This is a genomic window from Streptomyces sp. NPDC053426 (assembly GCF_055585405.1).
This window is the reverse complement of record NZ_JBVJKE010000001.1, coordinates 489916-513160: the sequence shown is the minus strand read 5'-3', so window position 1 is coordinate 513160 and position 23245 is coordinate 489916. Positions and strand designations below refer to the sequence as shown.

Annotated in this window: 21 protein-coding genes, 5 pseudogenes and 1 riboswitch; of the genes and pseudogenes, 6 read left to right on the top strand and 20 right to left on the bottom strand. The window is 72.9% G+C overall.

The features are described from left to right. Positions 1-99 precede the first annotated feature (99 nt). Positions 100-284, top strand: a riboswitch (cobalamin riboswitch). Between the two features lie 30 nt (positions 285-314). The 4 genes and pseudogenes from ACZ62B_RS02095 to ACZ62B_RS02080 all read left to right on the top strand — a co-directional run. Next, positions 315-819: pseudogene (locus tag ACZ62B_RS02095) on the top strand (energy-coupling factor ABC transporter permease). After that, positions 816-1178 (top strand): energy-coupling factor ABC transporter substrate-binding protein, encoded by a 363-nt coding sequence (locus ACZ62B_RS02090; RefSeq protein WP_469689143.1) that lies wholly within the window; start codon positions 816-818, stop codon positions 1176-1178. The pseudogene ACZ62B_RS02095 and the gene ACZ62B_RS02090 overlap by 4 nt, the downstream one beginning before the upstream one ends. A gap of 6 nt (positions 1179-1184) precedes the next feature. Further along, positions 1185-1934 (top strand): cobalt ECF transporter T component CbiQ, encoded by a 750-nt coding sequence (gene cbiQ, locus ACZ62B_RS02085; RefSeq protein ID WP_469689142.1) that lies wholly within the window; start codon positions 1185-1187, stop codon positions 1932-1934. Beyond that, positions 1931-2089 (top strand): annotated as a pseudogene (locus tag ACZ62B_RS02080) (ATP-binding cassette domain-containing protein); the annotation flags it as partial. The gene cbiQ and the pseudogene ACZ62B_RS02080, both read left to right, overlap by 4 nt. On the opposite strand, the pseudogene ACZ62B_RS02075 reads toward ACZ62B_RS02080, so the two are convergent. Both ACZ62B_RS02075 and ACZ62B_RS02070 read right to left on the bottom strand, forming a co-directional pair. Then, positions 2080-2334, bottom strand: a pseudogene (locus tag ACZ62B_RS02075) (carbamoyltransferase N-terminal domain-containing protein); the annotation flags it as partial. The pseudogenes ACZ62B_RS02080 and ACZ62B_RS02075 overlap by 10 nt on opposite strands. A 78-nt stretch (positions 2335-2412) precedes the next feature. Next, positions 2413-3183, bottom strand: a complete 771-nt coding sequence (locus tag ACZ62B_RS02070; RefSeq protein ID WP_469689141.1) for a transposase family protein — start codon at positions 3181-3183, stop codon at positions 2413-2415. 74 nt (positions 3184-3257) lie between these two features. On the opposite strand from ACZ62B_RS02070, the gene ACZ62B_RS02065 reads away from it, so the two are divergent. Further along, positions 3258-4028 carry a transposase gene (locus ACZ62B_RS02065; protein ID WP_344569341.1) on the top strand — a complete coding sequence of 257 codons (771 nt, stop codon included), beginning with the start codon at positions 3258-3260 and terminating at the stop codon, positions 4026-4028. Between the two features lie 356 nt (positions 4029-4384). Here ACZ62B_RS02065 and ACZ62B_RS02060 read toward each other — a convergent pair. From ACZ62B_RS02060 to ACZ62B_RS01980, 17 genes and pseudogenes are all read right to left on the bottom strand, one after another. Then, positions 4385-4567: pseudogene (locus tag ACZ62B_RS02060) on the bottom strand (hypothetical protein); the annotation flags it as partial. 4 nt (positions 4568-4571) lie between these two features. Continuing rightward, the gene (gene aroB / locus ACZ62B_RS02055; protein ID WP_469689140.1) at positions 4572-5675 is read right to left on the bottom strand and encodes a 3-dehydroquinate synthase; all 1104 of its coding nucleotides are present in this window, start codon (positions 5673-5675) and stop codon (positions 4572-4574) included. Then, a complete protein-coding gene (locus ACZ62B_RS02050) occupies positions 5672-6154 on the bottom strand; it encodes a shikimate kinase (protein ID WP_398537677.1) in 483 nt (160 codons plus the stop codon). The genes aroB and ACZ62B_RS02050 overlap by 4 nt, the downstream gene beginning before the upstream one ends. A 42-nt stretch (positions 6155-6196) precedes the next feature. After that, positions 6197-7024, bottom strand: a pseudogene (locus tag ACZ62B_RS02045) (shikimate dehydrogenase); the annotation flags it as partial. Further along, positions 7021-8205, bottom strand: coding sequence for a chorismate synthase (aroC, locus tag ACZ62B_RS02040; RefSeq protein WP_468722540.1), 1185 nt, complete (start codon positions 8203-8205; stop codon positions 7021-7023). The pseudogene ACZ62B_RS02045 and the gene aroC, both read right to left, overlap by 4 nt. Next, complete coding sequence (gene aroA, locus ACZ62B_RS02035) at positions 8202-9509, bottom strand: 3-phosphoshikimate 1-carboxyvinyltransferase (protein ID WP_344560325.1); 1308 nt, start codon at positions 9507-9509, stop codon at positions 8202-8204. Before aroA ends, aroC begins: the two co-directional genes overlap by 4 nt. 45 nt (positions 9510-9554) lie before the next feature. Beyond that, complete coding sequence (locus tag ACZ62B_RS02030; protein ID WP_344560326.1) at positions 9555-10517, bottom strand: SDR family NAD(P)-dependent oxidoreductase; 963 nt, start codon at positions 10515-10517, stop codon at positions 9555-9557. Between the two features lie 82 nt (positions 10518-10599). Further along, a complete protein-coding gene (locus ACZ62B_RS02025) occupies positions 10600-12201 on the bottom strand; it encodes an HAL/PAL/TAL family ammonia-lyase (protein ID WP_469689139.1) in 1602 nt (533 codons plus the stop codon). Positions 12202-12325: 124 nt separating this feature from the next. Beyond that, the gene (locus tag ACZ62B_RS02020) at positions 12326-13390 is read right to left on the bottom strand and encodes an SMP-30/gluconolactonase/LRE family protein (RefSeq protein WP_468882765.1); all 1065 of its coding nucleotides are present in this window, start codon (positions 13388-13390) and stop codon (positions 12326-12328) included. Positions 13391-13487: 97 nt separating this feature from the next. Beyond that, complete coding sequence (locus tag ACZ62B_RS02015; protein WP_344560329.1) at positions 13488-14693, bottom strand: 3-deoxy-7-phosphoheptulonate synthase; 1206 nt, start codon at positions 14691-14693, stop codon at positions 13488-13490. A 75-nt stretch (positions 14694-14768) separates the two neighbouring features. Beyond that, positions 14769-15935 carry an acyl-CoA synthetase family protein gene (locus ACZ62B_RS02010; protein WP_468882761.1) on the bottom strand — a complete coding sequence of 389 codons (1167 nt, stop codon included), beginning with the start codon at positions 15933-15935 and terminating at the stop codon, positions 14769-14771. Beyond that, positions 15928-16239, bottom strand: coding sequence for an acyl carrier protein (locus ACZ62B_RS02005; RefSeq protein WP_468722549.1), 312 nt, complete (start codon positions 16237-16239; stop codon positions 15928-15930). The genes ACZ62B_RS02010 and ACZ62B_RS02005 overlap by 8 nt, the downstream gene beginning before the upstream one ends. After that, positions 16236-16670 (bottom strand): hypothetical protein, encoded by a 435-nt coding sequence (locus tag ACZ62B_RS02000; protein WP_344560332.1) that lies wholly within the window; start codon positions 16668-16670, stop codon positions 16236-16238. The genes ACZ62B_RS02005 and ACZ62B_RS02000 overlap by 4 nt, the downstream gene beginning before the upstream one ends. Positions 16671-16681: 11 nt before the next feature. Beyond that, entirely contained in the window at positions 16682-18505 is a 1824-nt protein-coding gene (locus ACZ62B_RS01995; RefSeq protein WP_469689138.1) for a prenyltransferase/squalene oxidase repeat-containing protein, read from the bottom strand. Beyond that, complete coding sequence (locus tag ACZ62B_RS01990; RefSeq protein ID WP_398537634.1) at positions 18502-19647, bottom strand: phenylacetate--CoA ligase family protein; 1146 nt, start codon at positions 19645-19647, stop codon at positions 18502-18504. Before ACZ62B_RS01990 ends, ACZ62B_RS01995 begins: the two co-directional genes overlap by 4 nt. A gap of 457 nt (positions 19648-20104) precedes the next feature. Then, positions 20105-20587, bottom strand: a complete 483-nt coding sequence (locus tag ACZ62B_RS01985; protein ID WP_344560335.1) for a DUF6644 family protein — start codon at positions 20585-20587, stop codon at positions 20105-20107. A gap of 3 nt (positions 20588-20590) precedes the next feature. Then, entirely contained in the window at positions 20591-21310 is a 720-nt protein-coding gene (locus ACZ62B_RS01980) for a DUF6152 family protein (protein ID WP_468885905.1), read from the bottom strand. Positions 21311-21387: 77 nt separating this feature from the next. Here ACZ62B_RS01980 and ACZ62B_RS01975 point away from each other — a divergent pair, with 77 nt between their 5' ends. Beyond that, entirely contained in the window at positions 21388-22302 is a 915-nt protein-coding gene (locus tag ACZ62B_RS01975) for a LysR family transcriptional regulator (protein ID WP_344560337.1), read from the top strand. 33 nt (positions 22303-22335) lie between these two features. Here the strand turns inward: ACZ62B_RS01975 and ACZ62B_RS01970 are convergent, their stop codons facing one another. Beyond that, complete coding sequence (locus ACZ62B_RS01970; RefSeq protein WP_344560338.1) at positions 22336-23232, bottom strand: LysR family transcriptional regulator; 897 nt, start codon at positions 23230-23232, stop codon at positions 22336-22338. Positions 23233-23245: the final 13 nt, after the last annotated feature.

The window sequence follows — 23245 nt, the reverse complement described above, 5'->3', positions numbered from 1 at the left end:
GAGACATGGCACCTCCGGGGTGTCCGAGTGCACCGGTGTGCGGGTGTGCGCCCGGATTCGCGCCCCTGATGCCCGCTTGTCACCACCCCCGGGGGCCGATTACTGTCACCACGCCTTGGTGAACGGGAAATCCGGTGTGATGCCGGTGCGGCCCTCGCCACTGTGATCGGGAAGTCCGGCTCCAGCCCTTACGGGCAGCCACTGGGTCCTTCGGGACCCGGGAAGGCGGGGCACGGGCGGTGGTACCCGTCAGCCAGGAGACCGGCCAAGGCGCGTCAACCATCCACGAGGTGCTGGAGAGGGTCTGCTGAGCCATGCACATAGCCGAGGGTTTCCTGCCTCCGGCGCACGCGATCGCCTGGGGTGCCGCGTCCGCTGATGGCGGTCCTCGGCACCATCACGCTGCTGTTCCAGGCGCTGCTGCTGGCGCACGGCGGGCTGACCACGCTCGGCGCCAACGTCTTCTCCATGGCGATCGTCGGCCCCTGGGCCGGATACGGGGTCTACCGGCTGCTGCGCCGGTACGACGTGCCGCTGATGGGCGCCGTCTTCGGCGGCGCGTTCGTCGCCGACCTGTCCACGTACTGCGTCACCAGCGTCCAGCTGGCGCTGGCGTTCCCCGACCCGGGCAGCGGGTTCCTGGGCGCGCTCGGCAAGTTCGGCGCCATCTTCGCCGTCACGCAGATCCCGCTCGCGGTGAGCGAGGGCCTGCTGACGGTGCTGGTGATGCGGCTGCTGGTGCAGTCCAGCAAGGGGGAGCTGACCCGGCTCGGGGTGCTGCTGGCGAAGCCCGCGAAGCGTGCGGCGGTGGCCCGGTGAAGCGCAACACGAAGATCAATCTGCTGCTGCTCGCGGTGGCTGCGCTGGCGGTGCTGCCGCTGGCGCTCGGTCTGGGCGACCACAAGGAGGAGCCGTTCACCGGCGCCGACGGCGAGGCGGAGACGGCGATCGTCGAGAACGAGCCGGACTACGAGCCCTGGTTCTCGCCGCTGTACGAACCGCCGTCCGGGGAGATCGAGTCGGGGCTGTTCTCCCTCCAGGCGGCGATCGGCGCGGGCGTCCTCGCCTACTACTTCGGCCTGCGCCGGGGCAGGCGGCAGGGCGAGGAACGGGCCCGCGCGGCGGCCTCGGCCGATGCCGGGGAACCCGCCAAGGGCCCGGCAACGGACGGGGACTGACCTCCCGTGCTGCCCATCGACGCGGCGGCGCACGGCAGTCGCTGGCGCCGCCGCCATCCCGTGGACAAAGCCGTGCTCGGGCTCGGCCTGACCGTGCTCGCGATCTCGCTGCCGGCCTGGCCGGGCGCGGCGCTGGTGCTGGTGACGGCGCTGGTGCTGCTGCTCGGCCCGGCCGGGGTGCCGGGCCGGGGGCTGTGGCGGGCGTACAAGGTGCCGTTGGGTTTCTGCGTGACGGGCGCCGCGACGCTGCTGGTGCAGGTCGGCGGACCTGAGGGGTTCGTGTCGCTGGCCGACGACGGGCCGTCGCGCGCCGGGGAGTTGCTGCTGCGGACGTCGGCGGCGTCGCTCGGGGTGCTGCTGTTCGCGTTCACCACCCCGATGTCCGATCTGCTGCCGCGCCTGGTGCGCGCCGGGGTGCCCGCGCCCGTGGTCGACGTCGCCCTGGTGACGTACCGGATGAGCTTCCTGCTGCTCGACTCGGTGCGCCGCATCCGGGCGGCGCAGGCCGCGCGGCTCGGGCACACCACCCGGGCCGCGGCCTGGCGGTCCCTGGCGGGGCTCGGCGCGACCGCGTTCGTGCGGGCCTTCGACCGGGCGGCCCGGCTGCAGGCGGGGTTCGCCGGGCGTGGCTACGACGGCTCCCTGCGCGTGTTGCTGCCCGAGGCCCGGGTCTCCGTCCGGTTCACCGGGGCGAGCCTCGCCCTGCTGGCGGCGCTGGCCGCCCTCACCCTCGTACTCGAAAGGCCGCTGACATGAGCGAGCCCGCACTGGTCTCCCTGCGGGGTGCGTCCTTCGCCTACGAGGACGGGCCGACCGTCCTCAGCGGCCTCGACTTCGACGCCCACGAGGGGCGCGCGCTCGCGCTGCTCGGCCGCAACGGCAGCGGCAAGACCACGCTGATGCGGCTCTTGCCGTAGGAGGCGAGGGCCATGACCTTGTACTCGTCGCTGCTGCGCAGGAAGCCCAGGTGCTCGGTCAGCTCCTCGTAGACCAGGCCGAGGGAGTCGGGCAGCGACTGGGCGGCCAGGGTGCGGAGCCTGCCGTCGTGGTAGCGCCCGGCGAGGTGGGAGGCGGCCTCGCCGCGGCCGTCGAGGACGAGGACGGCGCTGTCGGGGTGCGGTGCGGCGGGCCCGGCGGAGGCGGCGTGCGCCACGTGCACTTTCGCAACAGACCCTAAAGGGTGTTGCACAAGGCTGCGTTTGGGCAGGTCAGGGTCCTGATCGCAGTCTTCTGGTCATGATGTGAGTGCGAGGTTGTGCATGTGGGCGACGGCCTGGACGGCGTGGTGGAGGCCGTCGCCGTGCTGTCGGCAGTCGCGGAGGATCTTGTAGTTCTTCATGCGGCCGATCACATGCTCCACTCGGGCACGCACCTTGCGGTGGGCGGCATTGTCGTCCTCCTCGCCCGGCAGCAGGGGCCGGTGAGGGCGTTTGCGGTGCGGCACGACCATCCCGCAGTTGAGGTAGGCGCCATCGCCCAGGACGGTCACGTCATGGCAGTGTTCGGCGAGGCCGGAAGCGCGCCAGGCGTGGACGTCCGCGGTGGTGCCCGGTGCCGGCCGGGCCGCTGCGATCACGAGACGGGTGTCGGCATCGACGATGACCTGCACGTTCGCGGAGAAGCGGTAGTTGCGGCTGGACGCGCCGACCTTGCGGTCGCGGACCGGGACCAGGGTGCCGTCCACGATCCACAACCGGTCCGCCGCATCGGCCGGACGCGAGACGGGCTCGATCGCCAGCAGCGGCCCGAGACGTTGGATCACCCGGCACACGGTGGACGAGGACACTCCGAACAGCGGTCCCAGTTGCCGCATGGTCAGGTTCGTCCGGTAGTAGACCGCGACCAGCAGCACTCGCTCGGCCAGCGGCAGGCTCCACGGCCGGCCCTGCATCGTGCCGTTGCCGCCCCGCTCCCGCACTGCCTTGAGCAATCGCGAAAACTGCGTCACCCGCAGCCCCGTGAACGTCTCCACCCATACCCGCTCGACCCTCAACACCCCAGCCATGCAAGGAAGATGCCCAGTTCACAGCCTTGTGCAACACCCTTTACAGAAGGCTTAGTCTTGGGCATTTTCCCTGTATGGGTGGGGTGTTGAGGGCTGAGCCGGTGTGGGTGGAGACGTTCACGGGCTTGCGAATCGACCGGTTCGTGAAGCTGGTGAAGGTGGTCCGGGAGCGGGGCGGGAACGGTCCGGGCGGCGGTCGGCCGTGGCGTCTGCCGCTGGCGGATCGGGTGCTGCTGGTGGCCGTGTACTACCGCACCAACCTCACGATGCGGCAGCTCGCCCCGCTCTTCGGGATCTCCCCGGCCACCGTCTGTCGGGTGATCCAGCGTCTGCGGCCGTTACTGGCGTTGGAGCCGGCGCCGCAGCCGATCGCCGATGTGGATCGGTTGTGGATCGTGGACGGAACCTTGATCCCGGTCCGGGACCGCACGGTCGGTGCTTCGTCGAGGAACTACCGGTTCTCGGCGAATGTGCAGGTCATCATCGACGCGGACAGCCGCCTGGTCGTCGCGAGCGCCCGCCCGGCGCCGGGCAACAAGGCCGACGCCCACGTCTGGCGGGACTCGGACCTGCCGGCCACGGCGGTCGGGACAACGGTCCTCGCGGACGGCGCCTACCTGGGCACCGGATTGATCGTCCCGCACCGCAGAAGGGCCGGCCGGCCCCTCCTGCGCGGCCAGGAGGAGGACAACGCGGAACACCGCCGGGTCCGGGCCCGCGTCGAGCACACCTTCGCCCGCATGAAGAACTGGAAGATCCTCCGCGACTGCCGCCAGAAAGGAGACGGCCTTCACCACGCCGTCCAGGCCGTCGCCACCATGCACAACCTCGCCATGACACGGTGAAACAGCAGGTCAGACACCACTGCGACCTGCCTGGCACCGACCTTCTGCAACAACCTTTAGGGGACGTTTGCGTGTCGCCACACCGTAGGAATCCGCAGGTCAGGCGCACATGTGGCGGGGCAACATAGTTCGGGGGTCGGCTATGCGTGCGGCCACCATGCCGGCTCATGGAAAGCCGGTTCAGGGGATCGATGATGATCGAACCGAGTGTCGTCCGGGACGCGTGGTTCAGGGTGATTTGACGGTGCCGTGCTGACTCCCGTGCTGGTTTGGTGCTGACCAAGAGGGCGTTAAGTTCCGTTTCCGGTGATGTGGTGTCACCCGTTCGTGGGTGATTGGGCGGTCCTACGCTCTTACGGGTCGTGCCGCACCGCCTTCTGGAAGGGGGTGTAGGCGGCCGGGGCCAGGCTCATCGCCGTACCCGGATGGCCGTTGCCGACCTTCCGTACGGCATCGGCGGCCAGGACGCGTGCGGTGTCCACCGCCCGCTGGTCCAGCTCGGTCCACTCGAGGGCTGTGGTGGTCGGTTCGGTGCTCACCCGGTCAGGCCCTTTCCGGCGAAGGGCGGGCGGCCACCTCGCCGTAGGCGGCGAGGAGCATGGCCGGGTCGGGGCCTTCGAGGACGGTCGGCTTGGCCAGTCCGTCGAGGACGATGAAGCGCAGCAGGTCCCCGCGGGACTTCTTGTCGACCCGCATGGCCTGCAGCAGCTTGGGCCACTGGTCGTAGCGGTAGCTCAGCGGCAGGCCCACCGACCGCAGGATGCTGCGGTGGCGGTCGGCGGTGGCGTCGTCCAGGTGGCCCGCCAGCCGGCCCAGCGCGGCGGCGAAGTGCATGCCGACCGAGACGGCCGCGCCGTGCCGCCACTGGTAGCGCTCGTTCTTCTCGATGGCGTGGCCCAGGGTGTGGCCGTAGTTGAGGATCTCCCGCAGCCCGGCCTCCTTCAGGTCCGAGGAGACCACCCGCGCCTTCACCCGGATCGACCGCTCGATCAGCTCCGCGGTGTGCGGGCCGGCCGCCGAGCGCGCCGCCCGCGGGTCGGACTCGATCAGGTCCAGGATCACCGGGTCGGCGATGAAACCGGCCTTGACGACCTCCGCCAGCCCCGACACGTAGTCGTTGACCGGCAGTGACTCCAGCGCCGCCAGGTCGCACAGCACCCCGGCCGGCGGGTGGAAGGCGCCCACCAGGTTCTTGCCCTCGGTGGTGTTGATGCCGGTCTTGCCGCCCACCGCGGCGTCCACCATCGCCAGCACCGTGGTCGGGATCGCGATCCACCGCACCCCGCGCAGCCATGTCGCCGCCACGAACCCCGCCAGATCCGTGGTCGCCCCGCCGCCCACACCCACGATCACATCGGTGCGGGTGAACCCGGACTGCCCCAGCGCCTTCCAGCAGTACGCGGCGACCTCGGCGGTCTTGGCCTCCTCCGCGTTCGGCACCTGGATCGCGACGGCCTCGAAACCCTGCTCCGCCAGGTCCGCCCGCAACGCCTCACCGGTCTCGGCCAGCGCCTCGGGGTGGATCACCGCCACCCGCGCCGCCCGCTCACCGACCAGACCCGCCAGCTCACCCAGCAGCCGACGCCCCACCAGCACCTCGTACGGCGCGGTCCCCGCAGAGCCCCCGACCTGGATCCGCGTCGTCATACCTGCTTCGCCTCCAGTGCGTCGAGGACGGCGCGGGCCACCTCGGCGGGCGTACGGCCGTCGGTGGCGACCGTGGCGCGGGCGACCTCGGCATAGAGGTGCCGACGGGCCTCCGCCAGCCGTCGCCACCGCTCATGGGGGTCGGCCGCAAGGAGCGGCCGGTCCGCGTTCAGAGCGGTGCGCCGGGCGGCTTCCGCCGCCTCCATGGACAGACAGACCACGTGCTGTCCGGCCAGCAGCGCGCGGGTGTCCGCGTCGAGCACCGCGCCGCCGCCCAGCGCCAGGACTCCGTCGTGCTCGGTGAGCGCCCGGCGCACGGCCCGCTTCTCCAGGGTGCGGAAGTGCGGCTCGCCGTGCTCGGTGAAGAGCTCGGCGATCGTCCGGCCCTCGGCGGCCACGATGTCGTCGTCGGTGTCGCGGTAACCGACGCCCAGGCGCTGCGCGAGCAGCTGCCCGACGGTGGACTTGCCGACGCCCATCGGCCCGACCAGGACGACGACCGGGCCCGTGCTCCCCCGCTCCAGGGCGCGCTGCCCAGCCGCGCGCATGGCGTCCTGCGGCGCGGGGCCGCGGCCCGTCATCCGGGTCACCTGGAGCGCCGCCTGGTGGACCAGCAGATCGAGTCCGCCGACCACGGCACCGCCCCGTACGGACCAGCGCGCCGCGAGCCCGGTCGGCCAGGGGGCGTAGACCACGTCGAAGAGGGTGGCGGGGTGTTCGGGCACGGCGGGGGCGAGGGCGTCCGTCGCACCGGCCGGGGTGGTGGCGACCACCAGCGGGGCGCGCAGGGCCTCGGCCGCGTCCGCCCAGGGAGCCGTACGGACGTCGACGCCGAGCCGTTCGCCCCACTGCCGCATCTCGGCGGCCCGGTGCGCGCCGCGGGCGTAGGCGACGACGGGGCCCGCGCACAGCCGGGAGAGGGCGGCCAGCGCCGACGCGGCCGTCGCTCCGGCGCCGAGGACCGCCGCCGAGTCGACCCGCTCGACGCCCCGTTCCCGCAGCGCCGCCACCATCCCGGGAATGTCGGTGTTGTCACCGAGGCGCCGGCCGTCGTCGGTGAGGACGACCGTGTTGACCGCCTCGACCGAGGCGGCGGTCTCGCTGATCTCGTCGAGCAGCGGAATGACGGCCCGTTTCAGCGGCATCGTCAGGGACAGGCCGGCCCACTCGGGTCCGAGCCCGGCGAGGAAGCCGGGCAGCCGCGTCCCGTCGACCTCGAAACGGTCGTACGACCAGCCGGCGAGGGCGAGTTCCCGGTAGGCGGCGCGGTGCAGCACGGGTGAGAGGGAGTGGGCGATCGGTGCGCCGAGCACGGCGCACCGCGTACGGCGGGCAGCCGGGGCGTTCACCGGAGGTGGAGGTGGTCGAGGTACGAGCGGACGTTGCGGCGGGTCTCGGTCACGCTGTCCCCGCCGAACTTCTCCGCCACCGCGTCCGCCAGCACCAGCGCCACCATCGCCTCCGCGACGATCCCGGCCGCCGGCACCGCACACACGTCCGACCGCTGATGATGCGCGGCGGCCGCCTCACCCGTGGCCACGTCCACCGTCCGCAGCGCCCGCGGCACCGTCGCGATCGGCTTCATCGCCGCCCGCACCCGCAGCAGCTCACCCGTCGTCAGACCACCCTCCGTACCACCCGAGCGCCCCGACGTCCGCCGAATGCCCTCACCGGTCGTGACGATCTCGTCGTGCGCCTTCGAACCCGGCACCCGCGCCAGCCCGAAACCGTCCCCGACCTCCACACCCTTGATCGCCTGAATCCCCATGAGCGCCGCGGCGAGCCGGGCGTCCAGACGACGGTCCCAGTGCACATGCGAACCCAGACCCACCGGAACACCGTAGGCCAGCACCTCGACCACACCACCGAGGGTGTCACCGTCCTTGTGGGCCTGGTCGATCTCCGCGACCATCGCCTTCGACGCGTCCGCGTCCAGACACCGCACCGGATCCGCGTCCAGCCGCTCCACATCCGCCGGCGTCGGGTACACACCGTACGGCGCCCTCGCCGCCGCCAGCTCCACCACATGCGAGACGATCTCGATACCGGCCGTCTCCCTCAGGTACGACCGCGCCACCGCGCCCAGCGCCACCCGCGCCGCCGTCTCCCGCGCCGACGCCCGCTCCAGGATCGGCCGGGCCTCGTCGAAACCGTACTTCTGCATCCCCGCCAGATCCGCATGGCCAGGGCGCGGACGCGTCAGCGGCGCGTTGCGCGCCAACTGCCCCAGCACCTCGGGGTCCACCGGGTCGGCGGCCATCACCTGCTCCCACTTCGGCCACTCGGTGTTGCCCACCATGACCGCGACCGGGGAGCCCAGCGTCAGACCGTGCCGCACACCACCGAGGAAGGTGACCTCGTCCCGCTCGAACTTCATCCGCGCACCGCGCCCGTGGCCGAGCCGCCGCCGCGCCAAGTGACCCGCCACCATCTCCGTGGTGACCGGGACACCGCCCGGAAGGCCCTCCAGTACGGCCACCAGGGCCGGACCGTGGGACTCCCCACCGGTCAGCCAGCGCAACCTGCTCACCGCCGCTCCTCACTGCTCGCCGGAATGGAATGGCCGGGGAACAGCCGGTTCAGTTCGGCGTGGAACCCCGGGAAGGTCTTGCTCACACAGGCCGGGTCGTCCAGTTCCAGGCGGACGCCGGAACCGAGGGCGAGGACCGCGAAGGACATGGCGATCCGGTGGTCCCGGTGACAGGCGATCCGGGCCGGGCCCGGTGTGCCGGGACGCACCGTGATCCAGTCGTTGCCGTCCTCGACCCGGATGCCGCAGGCCCGCAGGTTCGCGGCGACCGCGGCGATCCGGTCGGACTCCTTCAGCCGGGCGTGCCCGATGCCGTGGATGGTCACCGGGGCGTCGGCGAGCGGGGCGATCGCCGCGAGGGTCATGAACGTGTCGGAGACGTCCCCCATGTCCACGTCGAAGCCGCCGCGCAGCCTGCCGTCACCGGTCACGGTGGTGGACTGCGCGCCGACGGTGACCCGTGCCCCGCACCGCTCCAGGACGCGGACGAAGCCGAGGTCGCCCTGGGAGCTGTCCGCCCCGAGGCCCGGCACGGTCACGGTCCGGCCGGTGACCGCGGCGGCGGCGAAGACGTACGACGCCGTGGACGCGTCCGGTTCGACGACCACGTCGGCGGCCCGGTAGCCGCCCGGCCGCACCTCGATGCGGCCGCCCGTCTCGTCCACCTCGAACCGCGCGCCGAAGTGCCGCATCAGACGCAGCGTCATGTCGAGGTAGGGGCGGCTCACCAGCGACCGGACGTCGAGCGTGAGGCCCCGCCGGGTGAGCGGGGCCGCCATCAGCAGGCCGGAGACGTACTGGCTGCTCATCGATGCGTCCAGGGTGATCTCGCCGCCGTCGAGCCCCGAGGTCTCCAGGTGCAGCGGCAGGCGTCCGCCCTCGTGCGCCCGTACGTGGGTGCCGAGCCGGGTCAGCGCGTCGGCCAGCGCCTTCTGGGGCCGTGCCCGCAGTTGCTCCGACCCGTCGAAGACGAACGTGCCCCGGCCCGTCGCCGCGAACGGGGGCAGGAAGCGGGCGGCGGTGCCCGCGTCTGCGCACCACACCTGGGCCGGTCCGACCGGGCCGCGCCCGGTGCCGGTGACCGTCCAGCACTGGTCGGCGTCGTCGGCCTCGACGCGCGCGCCCAGTCCGTTCAGGGCCGTCCGGAAGGCCACGGTGTCGTCACTGACCAGCGGTGCCCGCAGGCGGCTGGTGCCGGGCGCCGCCGCGGCCAGCAGCAGCGCGCGGTTGGTCAGGCTCTTGGAGCCCGGGATCCGGGCGACGAGTTCCGCGTCGGCCACGGCCTGGGGCCCTCCCGTCTTCATGAATACCGCTCCTGTCTGTCGTGCCGTGCCGTGAGCGTGAAGTCGTCAGACCCCGTGCTGGGAGCCACCGTTGACCTGGAGGATCTGCGAGGTGATGTAGGCGCCTTGCGGTGAGCAGAGGAAGTGGGCGAGCCCGGCCACGTCCGCGGGGGTGCCGGGCCGGCCCAGGGCGGTCTGCCGGATCAGCAGCGACTCGCGGGCCGGCGTCATGCGGTCGCCGAAGAACTCGGTGTCGGCCACGTAGCCGGGGGCGATGGCGTTCACGTTGACGCCGCGCGGTCCGAGGCGGGCGGCCAGGTGGTGGGTGTAGGAGTGCAGGGCGGACTTCGCGGCCCCGTAGGCGCCCGAGCCCGCCGAGCCGCGGTAGGCGGCGATGGAGCTGTAGAGCACGACGCTCGCGCCGTCGGCCAGCAGGGGCGTTAGTGCCTCGACGGTGAGCACCGCGGTCAGCACGTTGCTGCCGTACGCGTCCAGCCACTCGGCGGCGACGGACTTGAGGCCGCCGTCGCCGGCCGTGGCCGCCGGGGCGCCCGCGCAGCAGACGACACCGTCCACGGGCCGGCCGAGCGCCTCGACGTGCTCCCGCAGCCGGAGCGCGCCGGCCTCCTGGGACAGGTCCGCCGCGACGCAGTGGACGTCGGCACGGGTGGATGCGGCGTCCGGTCCGTCGGGCGGGGCGGTGGGAACTTCGGCGGGGGCGCGAAGCCCGTCGGCCGGGGCTGTGGCAGCGTCGGCGGAGGCGCGGAGCCCGCCGGCCGGGGCCGTATGCCCGTCGGCCGTCGCGCGGAACCCGTCGGCCGGGGCCGTGGGACCGTCGGCCGAGGCTGTAAGCCCGCCGGCCGGGGTCTTGAGCCCGTCGACCGTCGCGCGGAGTCCGTCGGCCGTGGCGCGGAGCCGGTCGGGTCTGCGGCCCGCGAGCAGCACGGTGTCGCCGTGCGCCGCGAAGCGCTCCGCGGTCGCCCTGCCGATGCCCGAGCCCGCGCCCGTGACGATGATCAGTCGTGGCATTGCATCCCTTTCGCGCGGTCGCGGCGCCGGCCGCGGCCCTCTGCTCGGTGGGTCGGGCCGCAGGGGTGTCCGCGGCCCCTCCTCAGTCGGTGGCGGCGGCCTGGTCCGCGGCCCGGGTGAGGGTGTCGGCCCGGAAGAGCCCGAGCACCTTCCGGATGGCGTCGTCCAGACGCCGGTCGCGGTCCGTGAACGGCACCGCCGCGCGGACCACCCGGTGCACGGCGCGGGTCCGCGGGCTCATCCCGTCCGGGCCGCGCAGGTCCAGGGCCTGGCAGGCGGCCAGCAGATGGATCGCGGCAACCTCCTCCGCCAGCGCGACGACGGAGCGCGCCTCGCGGGCGGCGATGGGCGCCAGGCTCACCTTGTCCTGGTTGTGCGCCTCCGTGGAGCGGGAGTGCAGGCTCGCGGGCGAACTCCCGCTGAGCGCCTCGGCCGTGAGGGCCGACGCGGCGATCTGCATCCCCTTGAAGCCGTGGTGGAGGCCCGCCTCCCAGGAGTCCTCGGCGAAGCGGGGGATGAGGTTGGGGGTGAGCCCGTTGTTCAACTTCTCGTCGACCAGGAGTTCCAGTTGCCGGTCCAGCAGGTCGGCGACGTTGGCCACGGCGACCTTCAGCGCGTCCATGGCCTGCGCCACGTGTCCGGCGTAGAAGTTGCCGCCGCTGTGCACCGAGCTGTTCGCCGCGTCGAACAGGGGGTTGTCCGTGGAGGCGTTGACCTCGGTGGTCAGCCACTCGGCGACCCAGCTCAGGGTGTCGCGCAGGACCCCGTTGACGTGGGGTGCGCAGCGCAGGGAGTAGCGGTCCTGGATGCTGCGGCGCAGCACCGCGTACCCCTGGCCGTCCAGGGAGCCGGCGGCGTCGACGATCTGGTTGTGCGGCCGGGAGAGGTCCGACCCTTCCAGCAGGTCGTGGATGCGGCGGGCGCTGGTCCGCTGGCCGGGGTGGGGCCGCTGGTCGTGGATGAAGGCCGCGTAGTGTCCGCGGTTGCCGAGGAGCGCCTCCGACGCCAGGGCCGTGCAGATGTCGGCGAGCGCGGCGAGCCGGTGCGCGTCGTGCGCCGCGAGGACGGCGTAGGCCGCGCTGAAGGACGTGCCGTTGATGAGCGCCAGGCCGTCCTTGGCTTCGAGGTCCAGTGCCGTCAGGCCGAGGGCGGAGAGCACGTCGCCGGTCGGGCGCAGGACTCCCCGTTGGCGGACCTCGCCCTCGCCGATGAGGGCGGCGGCCACGTAGCAGAGCGGGATCAGGTCGCCGCTGGCTCCCACCGATCCGCGTTCCGGTACGGCGGGCAGGACGTCGTGCCGCAGCAGGTCCAGCAGGTGGGCCGCGACGGCCGGCCGTACGCCCGAGTTCCCCCGCGCCAGGCAGTTGGCGCGGATCAGGAGGGTGGCGCGCACGACCTCGTCGGGGGCGAGGGGGCCGGTACCGTTGAGGTGGTAGAGGATCATGTTCCGTTGGAGGGCGGCCGCCTTGTCCGCGGAGATCTGCCGGTTGGCGCTGTCCCCGAATCCGGTGGTTACCCCGTAGAGCGGGGCGCCCGTGGCGATGAGCCGCGTCTTCAGTTCGCGGGAGGCCCGCATGGCCTCCGCGGCCTCCGCCGTGCACTCGACGTGGGCCCCCGGGGTGCGGGCCACGGCGTGGACGTCGTCCAGGGTCAGCGACCGGCCGTCGATCTTCAGCGTGGTCAATCCGGTTCCTCGTGTGGGTGTCGTGCCGCGGGCCCGCGCCGCCACCGGAGGGGGTGGTGGCGGAGCGGGCCCGCGGGCGGTCACGCCGGGCGGGGTGGTGCGGTCCGCGCGGCCGGGTGCGGGTTCAGACGCCGTCCGGGGTCAGCAGCGACAGGCCGCGGATCCCCGGCAGGGTCAGGCGGATGACGACGGCGGGGCCGGGGTCGCTCAGCGAGGTGCCGAGGTGCCCGGTGACGAAGACCTGGTCCAGGTCGGGGCCGCCGAAGACGAGGTTGGTGATGCAGGGGCACCGGGAGTCCAGCGAGCCGAGGTCGCGTCCCTGGGCGTCGTACACCCGCAGCAGGCCCGTACCGAAGTGGGCGACGTAGAGGCGGCCGTCGGCGTCGAAGGCGAGGCCGTCGGGCATGGCCTCCCCGTTGGTCCAGGTATTGGGCTGGGAGGGCAGCGCGGCGAAGAGCCTCCGCTCCCCGAGGCTGCCGTCCCGGCGCACGGGGAACCGCATCACGCGGTTGCGGCCCCCCTCGGAGACCATCAGGAACCGCCGGTCGGGGGTGAGCGCGAGGCCGTTGGGGAAGTGGAGGACGCCCTCGTCCACCACGGTCCGCAGCTGCCCGCGCGGGTTGTCGAGGTAGTAGACCCGGCCGGGCTCCGCCGTGGCGAAGCGGCCCGGGTCGGAGATCCAGCAGGCGCCGGTGCGGGGGTCCACGGTGACGTCGTTGGGGGCGCGCAGGGGGCGGCCCCGGTCGTCCTCGGTCAGGGTGCGCAGGACGTTGCCGTCGGGGTCGAGCCACAGGACGGCACCGGGCGGGCCCATCTGGGCCACCAGGTGGGTGCCGTCGGGCAGCACCTTGTGGCCGTTGGGCGCGCCGGTCAGGCCACGCGACCAGACCTCGGACGAGCCGTCGGGGCGGATGGACAGGATGTCGGTGCCCAGGGTGTCCGACATGAACAGCCGGCCGGCGCGGTCGAAGACGATGCCCTCGCATCCGATCGGTCCCATGCGGGCGATCTCGGCGACCTGGGGCACAGGGAGGGCGGGCGTGGTGCCGGCCGCCGGGGCGGCGATCGCCGGTCCGCCGGCCGCGAGGGGGGCGGCGACGGCGGCGGTGACGGCACCGAGTCCGGCGCCGAGCAGACGACGGCGGTTCAGGCGCTGGTCCTCGGCGGGCAGCACGGAGGTGACGGACATTGCTGTCGGCCTCTCGTTCGTTCGGTGGGAGAAGTCGGGAGGTGGGGCGAGGTCGAGCGGTAAGGCGAGGTCGGGACGTGGGGCGAGGCCGGGAGCATCACGCGGTGGGGCCCACGGCCAGCGAGGCGGCGAGGCGGACGACCTCCGCGGCCTGTGCGGGGTTGAGCCGGGGGTCGCACGCCGACTCGTACCGGGGCAGCGGGGTGTCGACGGCGAGGTCCTCGGTCCGCAGCACGCACTCGGTGACGTCGTCCGGGGCCGATTCCAGGTGCAGGCCGCCCGCGTGCAGGCCGTGCGCGCGCATGACGGTGAAGAACGTCTCGACCTCGGAGAGGACGTCGGTGAGGACCCGGGACTTCTGCCCGGCGGCGGTGGTGCGGGTGTTGCCGTGCATGGGGTCGGTCATCCAGACGGCCTCGGCGGCGCGCGGGCCGAGGCCGGCGAGCAGCGCGGGCAGGGCGACGCCGATCCGCTCGGCGCCCATCCGCACGATGAGGGTGAGCCGGCCCGGCTGGTTGCCTGGGTTCAGCCGGTCCAGCAGGGCGGTCACGTCGGCGGGCGACGCGTCCGGGCCCACCTTGACGCCGACGGGGTTGGACACGGTGGCGGCGAGGTCGATGTGGGCGTGGTCGGGCTGGCGGGTCCGTTCGCCGATCCACAGGAACGGAGCGGAGGAGGCGTACCGTCCGCCCCGCGCGTCGGAGCGCAGCAGGGCGTGCTCGTACTCCAGCAGCAGCGCCTCGTGGCTGATGTAGGTGGGGGCGAGGACGGCGGACACGGTGCCCGAGGCCGGCGGCGCGGTGCGCAGTTCGACCAGGGCGCGCTGTGCCAGTTCGTAGGCGCGCAGCAGCCGGTGGGGGTCCGGCTGCCGGGCGGACGCGGTCGCCTCGGCCCCGTTGACGGCGTCGCCCCGGTAGACGGGGACGCGGGTGCCGTCGGGCAGTTGCTCCCAGGGGTTGGAGCGGGGCTTGGCGTACTGGCCGGCGAAGCGGCCGATGCGTACGACGGGGAGCTTGGTGAGGGACTCGAAGAGGTCACCGAGTGCGTGCAGGGCCGTGGCCTTGGCGCGGATGCGCTCCGGCCCGCTGTCGGAGAACAGTTCGGCGCAGTCTCCCGCCTGGATGACGAAGGCGGTGCCGCGCGCCACGAAGGCGAGCTCTTCGCGCAGGGCGGCGGTCGTCTCCTCGCTCACGAGGGCGGGCCGTCTGGCCAGTTCGCCGAGTACGCGGTCCAGGTCGTCCCAGCGCGTCCAGTCGGGCTGCTGGGCAGCGCGCGACGGAATGAGCAAACGAGTGTTGGACATGACTCCTCAACATGGGTGTCCGGCGGGTGTGGTCACAGCGGCGGGACCACGGGGAGGGTGTGCTCGCCGTCGTGTTCAGGCGGATGTGCCGAGTTCGGGGACGCGCGGTGCGGTGGCGCGGGGTGCGGTCTCGCGCGGTGCGGCGGGCCGCGGTGCCGGGGCGCGCGGGGCCGGGGCGCGTTCGGGGGTGCGCAGTTCGGGGATCCGTACCTTGCCGACCGCCGAGCGGGGGATGCGGTCGACCAGGTGGACGGTTCGCGGACCGGGTACGCCGGGCAGCAGGCGGGCCAGCGTCCGGCGGACCAGCCGGGGTCCGGCGACGGCCGCGTCGCCGTGCCGCCCGGGGGCGGCGCAGTAGATCTCGTAGTGCTCGCCGCGCACTCCGTCGGGCACGGGCAGGCACGTGACGTCCAGGCCGGGGAGGGCGCCGGCCAGCGCGGCCTCCACCGCGTCGAGCCAGACGCGCACGCCGTTGGCCTTCACCAGCCGTGAGGCGCGGCCCAGGTGGTCGAACTCGCGGGGCGCGCGGCGGCGGATCAGGTCCGCGGTGCGCCAGGAGTCGGGTGGTGCGGGCAGGTCGTGCCGCCGTCCGATGCGCGGGCTGATGACGTGGAGCGGCTGGACGGCGTCGGCGGCGGCGTCCGCGGCGGGGGCGGCGGCCGGCTCCGGCACCAGGGCGACGTCGGGCAGCAGCCGCCACGGGCCGTCGTCGGTGCCGGCCGGCGCGACGGGGCGGTGGGCGACGGCTCCGGTCTCCGTGGAGCCGAGCAGGGCGTGGGCGGTGAAGCCGGTGCCGCGCAGGGCGTGTACGACGTCCTTGGCCGCCTGTGGTGCGGCGGCCGTGCTGTGCAGGGCGACCACGCGGGGCAGGGCGCCGAGAGCGGGCAGCAGCCGGCGCAGCAGCGGCCACGCCGAGGGCAGGCACACCAGCAGGGTGCGGGCCCCGGACCGCAGCGGCGGTACGTCCGTCACCGCGTGCCGCCAGGCGTGGTGGACGTCGACCCCGCGGGTGCGGGGCAGCACCTCGCCGAAGAGGTGCCCGAAGAGGTGCCGGGTGGGAGCGAAGTTGACCACGTGGTCGACCTCGCCGACGAGCAGGTCGGTGACCAGGGCGGCCTCGTAGGCGAGCTGGTCCGCGCCACGCCACCACGACACGGGTGTGCCGGTGTGGCCGGACGTCGCGAACTCGACCTCCGTGCGCGGGGCGGAGCCGGGGCGGCCCTCGGTGGCTGCCTCAGGCATCGGGCGCCGCCCCTAAGGCCGCGTCGTCCTCCAGCCGGCCCTGCACGAACTCAGCGATGCGGGACAGCGTCGAGAAGACGTGGCGTACGTCGTCGGCGACGAAGTCGACCTCGACGCCGAAGTGGGTCTCCACGGTGGTGATGCACTCCATGGCGGCGAGGCTGTCGTAGCGCTCGCCCAGCGTCTCGGCGAGGTCGGCGTCGGGGTCGACGCCCCGCACCGCGTCGCCGAGCGGGACGGTCAGCGCGGTCCGCAGCCGGGTGAGGATCTGGTCGTTGTCGGGGATCACGGGGGTCGTGGTCATGCTGCGGGCTCCTTGATCTGTTCGGGGGCGGCGCCGAGCAGGTCGGCGCGGCACAGTCGGCCGTCGACGGCCACGTAGACGTTGCCGCGGGCCGCGGGCTGCATGTCGAGGTGGAAGAAGGCGGTGCCGGGTCCGACTTTCAGGGCGGCGCCGATCTCGTCCGCCAGGGCGTCGCGGAAGGCCTCGTCCCGGTCCACGCCGATCTGGCAGACGACACCGGCGTGGTGGATCGACTCGCCGTCACCGGGGGACGGCAGGGCCTCGACCGGCATGGCACCGGTGTAGAGGCTGCCGGGCGGCTCGGTGACGAACCGGATCACGACGTGCGAGAGGACGACGCCGCGGGCGGTCAGCCAGCGGGTCAGCCGGACGGCGACGGCCCGGCGGGCGGGTGGGGACAGCTCGGGCGTGGTGATGGTGATGGTGGGCATGCGGTACCGCCTCAGGAGATGGTCAGGGCAGGCAGTTCGGCGATGTCCGCGCCCACCCACTGCCGCAGCAGGTCGCCGACGCACTCGGCCAGCAGGTCGCGGCCGTCGGCGGGGGCCAGGGGCGTCCAGGCCGTGCCGTGCTCCTGGGTGACCCGGTCGCAGAACCGGCGGATGTGCTCGCGGTCGAGCGCGATGCCGTGCCGGCCGGCGGTGAGCACCGCCTCGTACGTGCTGAGCAGGTCGGGGATCCGGTTGCCGGTGTTGGCGAAGCCGCCCCCCGACACCTGGTGGCGGGCCAGGGCCTGCGCCACGGCCTGCGGGTCGGCGTCACCGAGGAGCTGCCGGGCGCGCAGCGCCTGGAGGGTGGACCGCAGGGTGGGCTCGCCGCCCGGGACGTTGCCGGCCTGCCACGGCGTTCCGTCGGTGGGTCCGGGGGTGCGGCAGGACTCCAGGAACCGCAGCAGCGCCGAGGGCTCCAGGGGGCTGCCGTGGCCGTCGCCGAGGATGCGCCCGATCTCGGCCGCGGCGACGCTGGAGACGACGTCGGAGCCGCGGCCCTCCCAGTAGCCGAAGCCGCCGTCGGGGTTCTGCAGTCCGCGCAGCCAGGGGGCGATGCGCCCGGCGAGGTGCCCGGCGCCGTGCAGCGCGCCGGCCTCCAGCGCCCAGAGGGTGCAGCGCACCTCGCTGCCGCGCGCGGGCATGTACATCACGCCGCCCTCGTTGGGCAGCAGGCAGCCGCGCAGCCAGCGGCGCCGGGTGTCGATGTCGGGGCTGTCCGGGCCGCCGTGGGCCAGGTCGGAGAGGATGCTCGCCGAGGTGGACAGGGCGTCGGCGGCGAGGGCCGGTTCGCGGTAGGTGTAGCCGCCGTCTGCGCAGGCGAGTTGCCGCATCCGGGCCACGACGGCGTCGGCGTACGGCCCGGTCGGCGCGCGCAGGGCGCGCAGCGAGCCGATGGCGCAGAACGACGCCCACACGTCCTCCACCGGGTAGCCCTCCCATCGGACGAAGGCGCCGGTGGCGCCGCGCATGCGCGCGATCCAGGACACGCAGGCCCCGGGGTCGGCGGGACCGCTGCCGAGTGCGTCCAGGGCGACCGTCGCCCGGTAGGTGGCCCACATGCAGGGCACCTCGGCGTCGGGCGAGAACCGGAAGCCGCCCTGCGGCGTCTGCTGGGCGCGCAGCCAGTCCACCAGCCGGCCGGTGTCCCAGGGGGCCGGGTGGGTGCCGAGCCGGGCGAGCGCGCGCCAGGCGAGCACGCCGTAGAAGCAGGCGCGGGCGTCGGCCTCGCCGCGGGCGGCGTGCTCCGGGGTCCAGGCGAGGCCGCCGTCGGCGGTCTGCAGGCCCGCGAGCCACTTCAGCAGCCGCTCGGCGTCGACGGACTCGCCGTCCACGCAGATCTCGACGGCGGTGCGGGTGGAGAAGAAGGTCGCCCAGACGTCCGGGGCCTGTCCGGGCATCATGGCGAAGGCGTCGCCCGACCAGGTGGTGCGCAGCCAGCGCGTGGTCCGCTCGACGTCGGACGGCGTGGCGTCGGCGACCCCGAGACGCAGCAGGTCGGTGAGTCCCTGGGTGCAGTAGTACGTGGCCCAGGCGTCGGAGGCCATGCCGCGGCTCCAGGCGTATCCGCCGTCGCCGTTGCGGCGGGAGGCGAGGTACCGCGCGGTCCGCTCCGCGTCGACGAATCCGTCGGGCCGGCCGAGCCAGGCGATGGTGCGGATGGCGGCGTAGGTGCACCACAGATCGGGCTGGCCGCTCGCCGTGCCGACGGCCGAGGGGTCGACCACAAGGTCCTTGGAGACTGATATGTCGGAGACCGATATGTTGGAGACCATCATGCGACCTTTTCCACGACGCGTATGTTGGTGCGCTTCCAGCTTTTCTGCGAGCCGCCGCTTTTCGTCGTCGCGGGCAGTGTGTTGACGAATGCGACGGTGTCCCAGGAAAGCCGGAGCGAATCCTTCGATGCGGTGCGTACGGCTTCCGCCATTTCTTGTTCCCGACTCCGGTCGGAATCGCTGTCGCGTTCCAGCAGAAGACGCAGGGGCGTGCCGTCGGGGTCGATCTCCATGAGGTATCCGGTGGCGCCGGTCACCCCGTACACGACCTCTTCGAGGTCCCGGACGGTGACCTTGGCGCCGCCGAGGACGAGCGCGTCGCTGCTGCGTCCGTGCACGACGACGGACGGGGCCGGCGAGCCGCAGGCGCAGCCGTCGGTGATGGTGACCTCGTCGCCGGTGTCCAGCCGCAGCAGCGGCCTGGCGTGCATGTTCAGCGGGGTGACGACCAGGCGTCCGCGGACGCCGGCGCGCAGCGGGACGACACCGGCGTCGGTGGCCAGCTCGAAGTAGTTGGTGGCCGGCATCAGGTGGTGGCGGCCGGCGCGGCAGGAGGTGGCGAGCGTCCCGGTCTCGGTGCTGCCGTAGCTGGCGTCGTACACGGAGGCGCCCCACCAGGACCCCAGCCGGAGACGGAAGGGTTCGGTGTTCACCTCTCCGAGCAGCATGATCCGGGAGACGCTCGCGCTCAGCTCGTCGAGGTCGCCCCGCCGCTTGAGCAGCCGCGTGAGCTGCTGGGCCACACCCGGGGCGACGAAGACCGTGGTGGGGCGCAGGGTGCGCCAGATGCCGGTCAGCCGGTCCCAGTCGCAGATGCCGGTCGCGAAGGGGTAGGCCCGGGTGTGGACGAGGCCGAGGTATTCGCAGACCTGGGCGATGAGGTCGCCGACCGGCACGACGTCCGAGGGCAGCAGGCTGAGCACCCGGTCGTCCTCGGAGAGCAGCGGACGCCAGGCCTCGGCGACGGAGACCGCGTTGCGGATGACGTCCGCCGCCAGGCGCGGGGTGGGGGTCGCCCGGCCGGTGGTGCCGGTGGTCTCGTAGTACTTGTCCGCGTCGTCCGGGGTGACGGCGCAGAATTCCAGCGGCCGCTTCTTCAGTTCGTCCTTGGGCGTGATCCGGAGCCGGCGGAAACGCTCCATGGAGAAGGAGCCGAGCATCCCGTAGGCCGCTACGCCCGATGCTCTCTCCCAGACGCGCCGGAGCTTTTCCTCGTAGAAGGATTCGGTGGGGGTTCTGTCAAGATGGTCTTTGGCTTCTGCCTGAGCTTCCAGAAGTTCCTGGAGCCGGTCTTGACTGTTGATTAGCAAAGCTCCTCCGGTTTCCGTGCGCATCCCGGCACTCGGCCGTCACACTAGTCCGCGCGGAGTCAACGCATCAACAGGTAAAGAGAAATTAATGCCGCGCCTTTATTCGACCATGACAACGTAATCGCGAAGGCGTAAAGCGAAATTAACGCTACCGTCACTGAGAACTCGGAGTTCTCAGATGATGAGATACCGGTCGGTTGGAATTGGGCGCGCACACAGGCGAAGCCCTCCCCGCTGAGGGGAGGGCTTCGCCTGATGGGGAAGTCGGAGCGGGGCGCGGGCCCGCGTCTCAGGTGTAGGCGAGCAGACGGCCGGCCACGATCACCGAGCACCACACGAGGATCGAGACGGTGGCCGCGATCCTCGCTCCCACCGGCGTCGGGACGTCGACGTCCCAGGCGTTCACCCCGCGGTAGACACCCCGGTGGAAGACCGCGATGTTGATCCCCGCCACGATCAGGAGACCGAGTTTCCAGGGCGCCGCGCCGCTGTTGCCGACGGCGACCGCGCCGGCGACGAACATCACCGCTCCGGTCGCGACCGCGAGCGCGAGTCCGAAGCGGGACAACGGCAGCAGATGCCGGGCGGCCGCCGTGACGGGCAGCATCTGCCGGCCTACGCCGAGCAGCCGCAGGTCGAAGGCGAGCGCGGGACCGACGAGCAGCGCGATGCCGAGGATGTGCACGCTCTCCAGCGAGGAGTACACCATGGGCGTCGTGCGGACGGTCTCGCCCAGGCCGGACCGTTCGAGCCAGGAGAAGAAGTCGTCCACGGATCAGGCCCTGTTGCCGCGGCGCACCACGTAGTAGCCGCCTGCGACGAAGAGCAGCAGGACGGCACCGCCGGTCACCAGCCAGACCGTCGTGTCGGAGGAGTCGTCGGACTCGGACGCCACGGTGTCCGTCGCGCCGTCCGCCGCGCCGTCCCCGCCACCGTCACCGCCGGTCGCCGACCCGCCCGGCGCCGCCGCGGTGTCGTCCCCGGACGCGGCCTCGGGCGCCACCGGCAGGGGCACGGAGCGCTGACGGATCGCCTGCCCGTCCTCCAGCACGATCAGCTCGGGGCGCAGCTCGTCGTCGTGCTCCCGGTCCAGGTAGCCGACGACCTCCAGCTTCTCTCCCTCCTCCACCTCGCCCTCCATGCCCCAGGCGGACAGCCGCTCGATGGGGGCGAGGAACAGGGTCAGCTCGTCACCGGACCCGGAGTAGTCGCGGGTTGCCTCCATGACCTGCCGCCCGCCGATGTCCTCCAGGTCCGAGGGGATCTCCCGGTCGGCCCAGCCGTCCGGGACCTGCTTGTCCTCGACGCGCAGCGTCACCTCCGGATGCGGGTTGCCCCACCGCACGCCCGTCACGGTGCCGGATACGTAGTAGGCAGTGGTCGTGTCGTAGTGCTCCCAGCCGTGGTGCGCGGCCGCCGGACCGGCGGGCACGAGAGCGACGGCGAGTGCGGCGACGGTCATGGCCAGTGCGGAAACGGAGGATCGAAGTCGCATGCTTCACAGTGTCGTTGATGGATTCGGGCGCTCCGTTGACTGTTCATCGGATTCAACCCCTGTGATTGCATGGAGGTATGAATCTTGAACAGATGCGCTACATCGTGGTACTGGCGGAAGAGCTCCACTTCGGTCGCACCGCCCGGCGTCTGGGTCTCCAGCAGCCGACGCTGAGTCAGCAGGTACGGAAGCTGGAGGACGAGTTAGGCGTCTCCCTGTTCGACCGGACGACCCGGGAGGTCAGCATTACGGCGGCGGGCGAGAGTTTCGTCGCCGAGGCCCGTCGCGCCCTGCACCATGTCGAGAGGGCCCAGCTCACCGCGCGGCAGACGGGCCGTGGCGATGTGGGCGAGCTGTCCCTGGGCTTCGTCGGCTCGGCCGTCCCCGAGCTGATCCCGCGGCTGCTGCGCCGCTTCCGGCGCGTCTACCCGGGCGTGGAGCTCCAGGTGCGGGAACTGCCCAGCGCCCGCCAGGTCGACGAACTGCTCGCCGGCCGGATCGACATGGGCATCCTGCACGCCCTGGGCGAGAGCGAGATCCCGGAGGGCCTGGCCAGCCAGGAGATCTTCCGTGACGTCCTGGTCGCGGCGCTGCCCCGCCGGCACCCGCTGGCGCCCATCTCGCCGCTGCCGACGGCGAAGCTGGCCGGCGAGCCCTTCATCATGTTCCCCCGGCGGATGGGACCGGCGCTGCACGACCGAATAACCGGCCTGACCCGCGCCGCGGGCTTCGAGGTCCAGGTCTCGCAGGAAGCGGGTCACATGCAGACCATCATCGGGCTGGTCGCCGCCGAGGTGGGGGTCTCCATCGTCCCCCGCACGATGGCCGCGCTGCGGCAGCCCGGGGTCGAGTTCCGCCAGCTCACCCCCAGACCCGAGCCGCTGCCCATCCAGCTCGTGTGGCGGCGCGGCGAGACGAGCCCCGTGGTGCGCAACTTCCGCACGGTCGTCACCAACGACTTTCCCGCGCTCCGCGCCCGCCTCGACGGCTGAGACCGCGGCGAACCGGCGGCCGCGGCACCCGCGTCAGGCGCAGGCGTCGATCAGCGCCGCGGCGTGATCGAGGAACCGGTGCAGGGTGGGCAGCGTGCTGTCGCTCCGCCAGGCCAGACCGAGCGCGAGCGTCGGAACCGGCCGGGCGAAGGGCCTGATCGCGACGCCGGGCACCGACAGCCGGCCGGCCCGTCCCTCCCCGAGGACGGTGATCCCGTGCCCATGGGCGACAGCGTGCAGCATCCGCTCCTCCTCGGGCTCCCAGCGGGAGATCTCCGGACGGCTGCCCGGCCCGAACACCTGGTCGAGGATGCTGTCCCACATCCCCGGCCCGTTCTCGCGGGGCCACCACACCAGCGGCTCGCCGGACAGGTCCCCCGGCGCCACGGTGCGCCGCGCGCTCAGCGGATGCCGCTCGGGCAGGGCGACCACCAGCGGCTCCTGGGCGACTTCCCGGCTGACCAGCTCGCCGGTGTTCTGTATGGGCAGGCGCACGAACGCCACGTCGATCGCGCCCGCGCTCAGCTCCTGCTCGTGGGCGGCCGTGTGCCCGCTGGAGAGCCGCACCTCCACCCGGGGCGAGTCCGCCATGAAGCTCTCGACCAGGACGTCGGTGATGCCGCCCGCCGCGGACCGGGCGATCCCGATGCGGAGCCGGCCGACCTCGCCCGTGCCGTAGGTGCGGATGACGTCCTGGAGGTTGCGGCACCTGCTCAGCACATCCCGCGCCAGGGGCAGCAGGACGCGCCCCGCCTCGGTCAGTTCCACCCCGCGCCGGTCGCGTTCGAAGAGCTCGGTACACAGGCGCCGCTCGAGTGCCTTGATCTGCTGGCTCAGGCCGGGCTGCGCGATGCCCAAGCGCTCCGCCGCACGCCCGAAGTGCAGCTCCTCCGCCACCGCAACGAAGTACTGAAGGTGCCGTAACTCCACGAGGACGGATTCT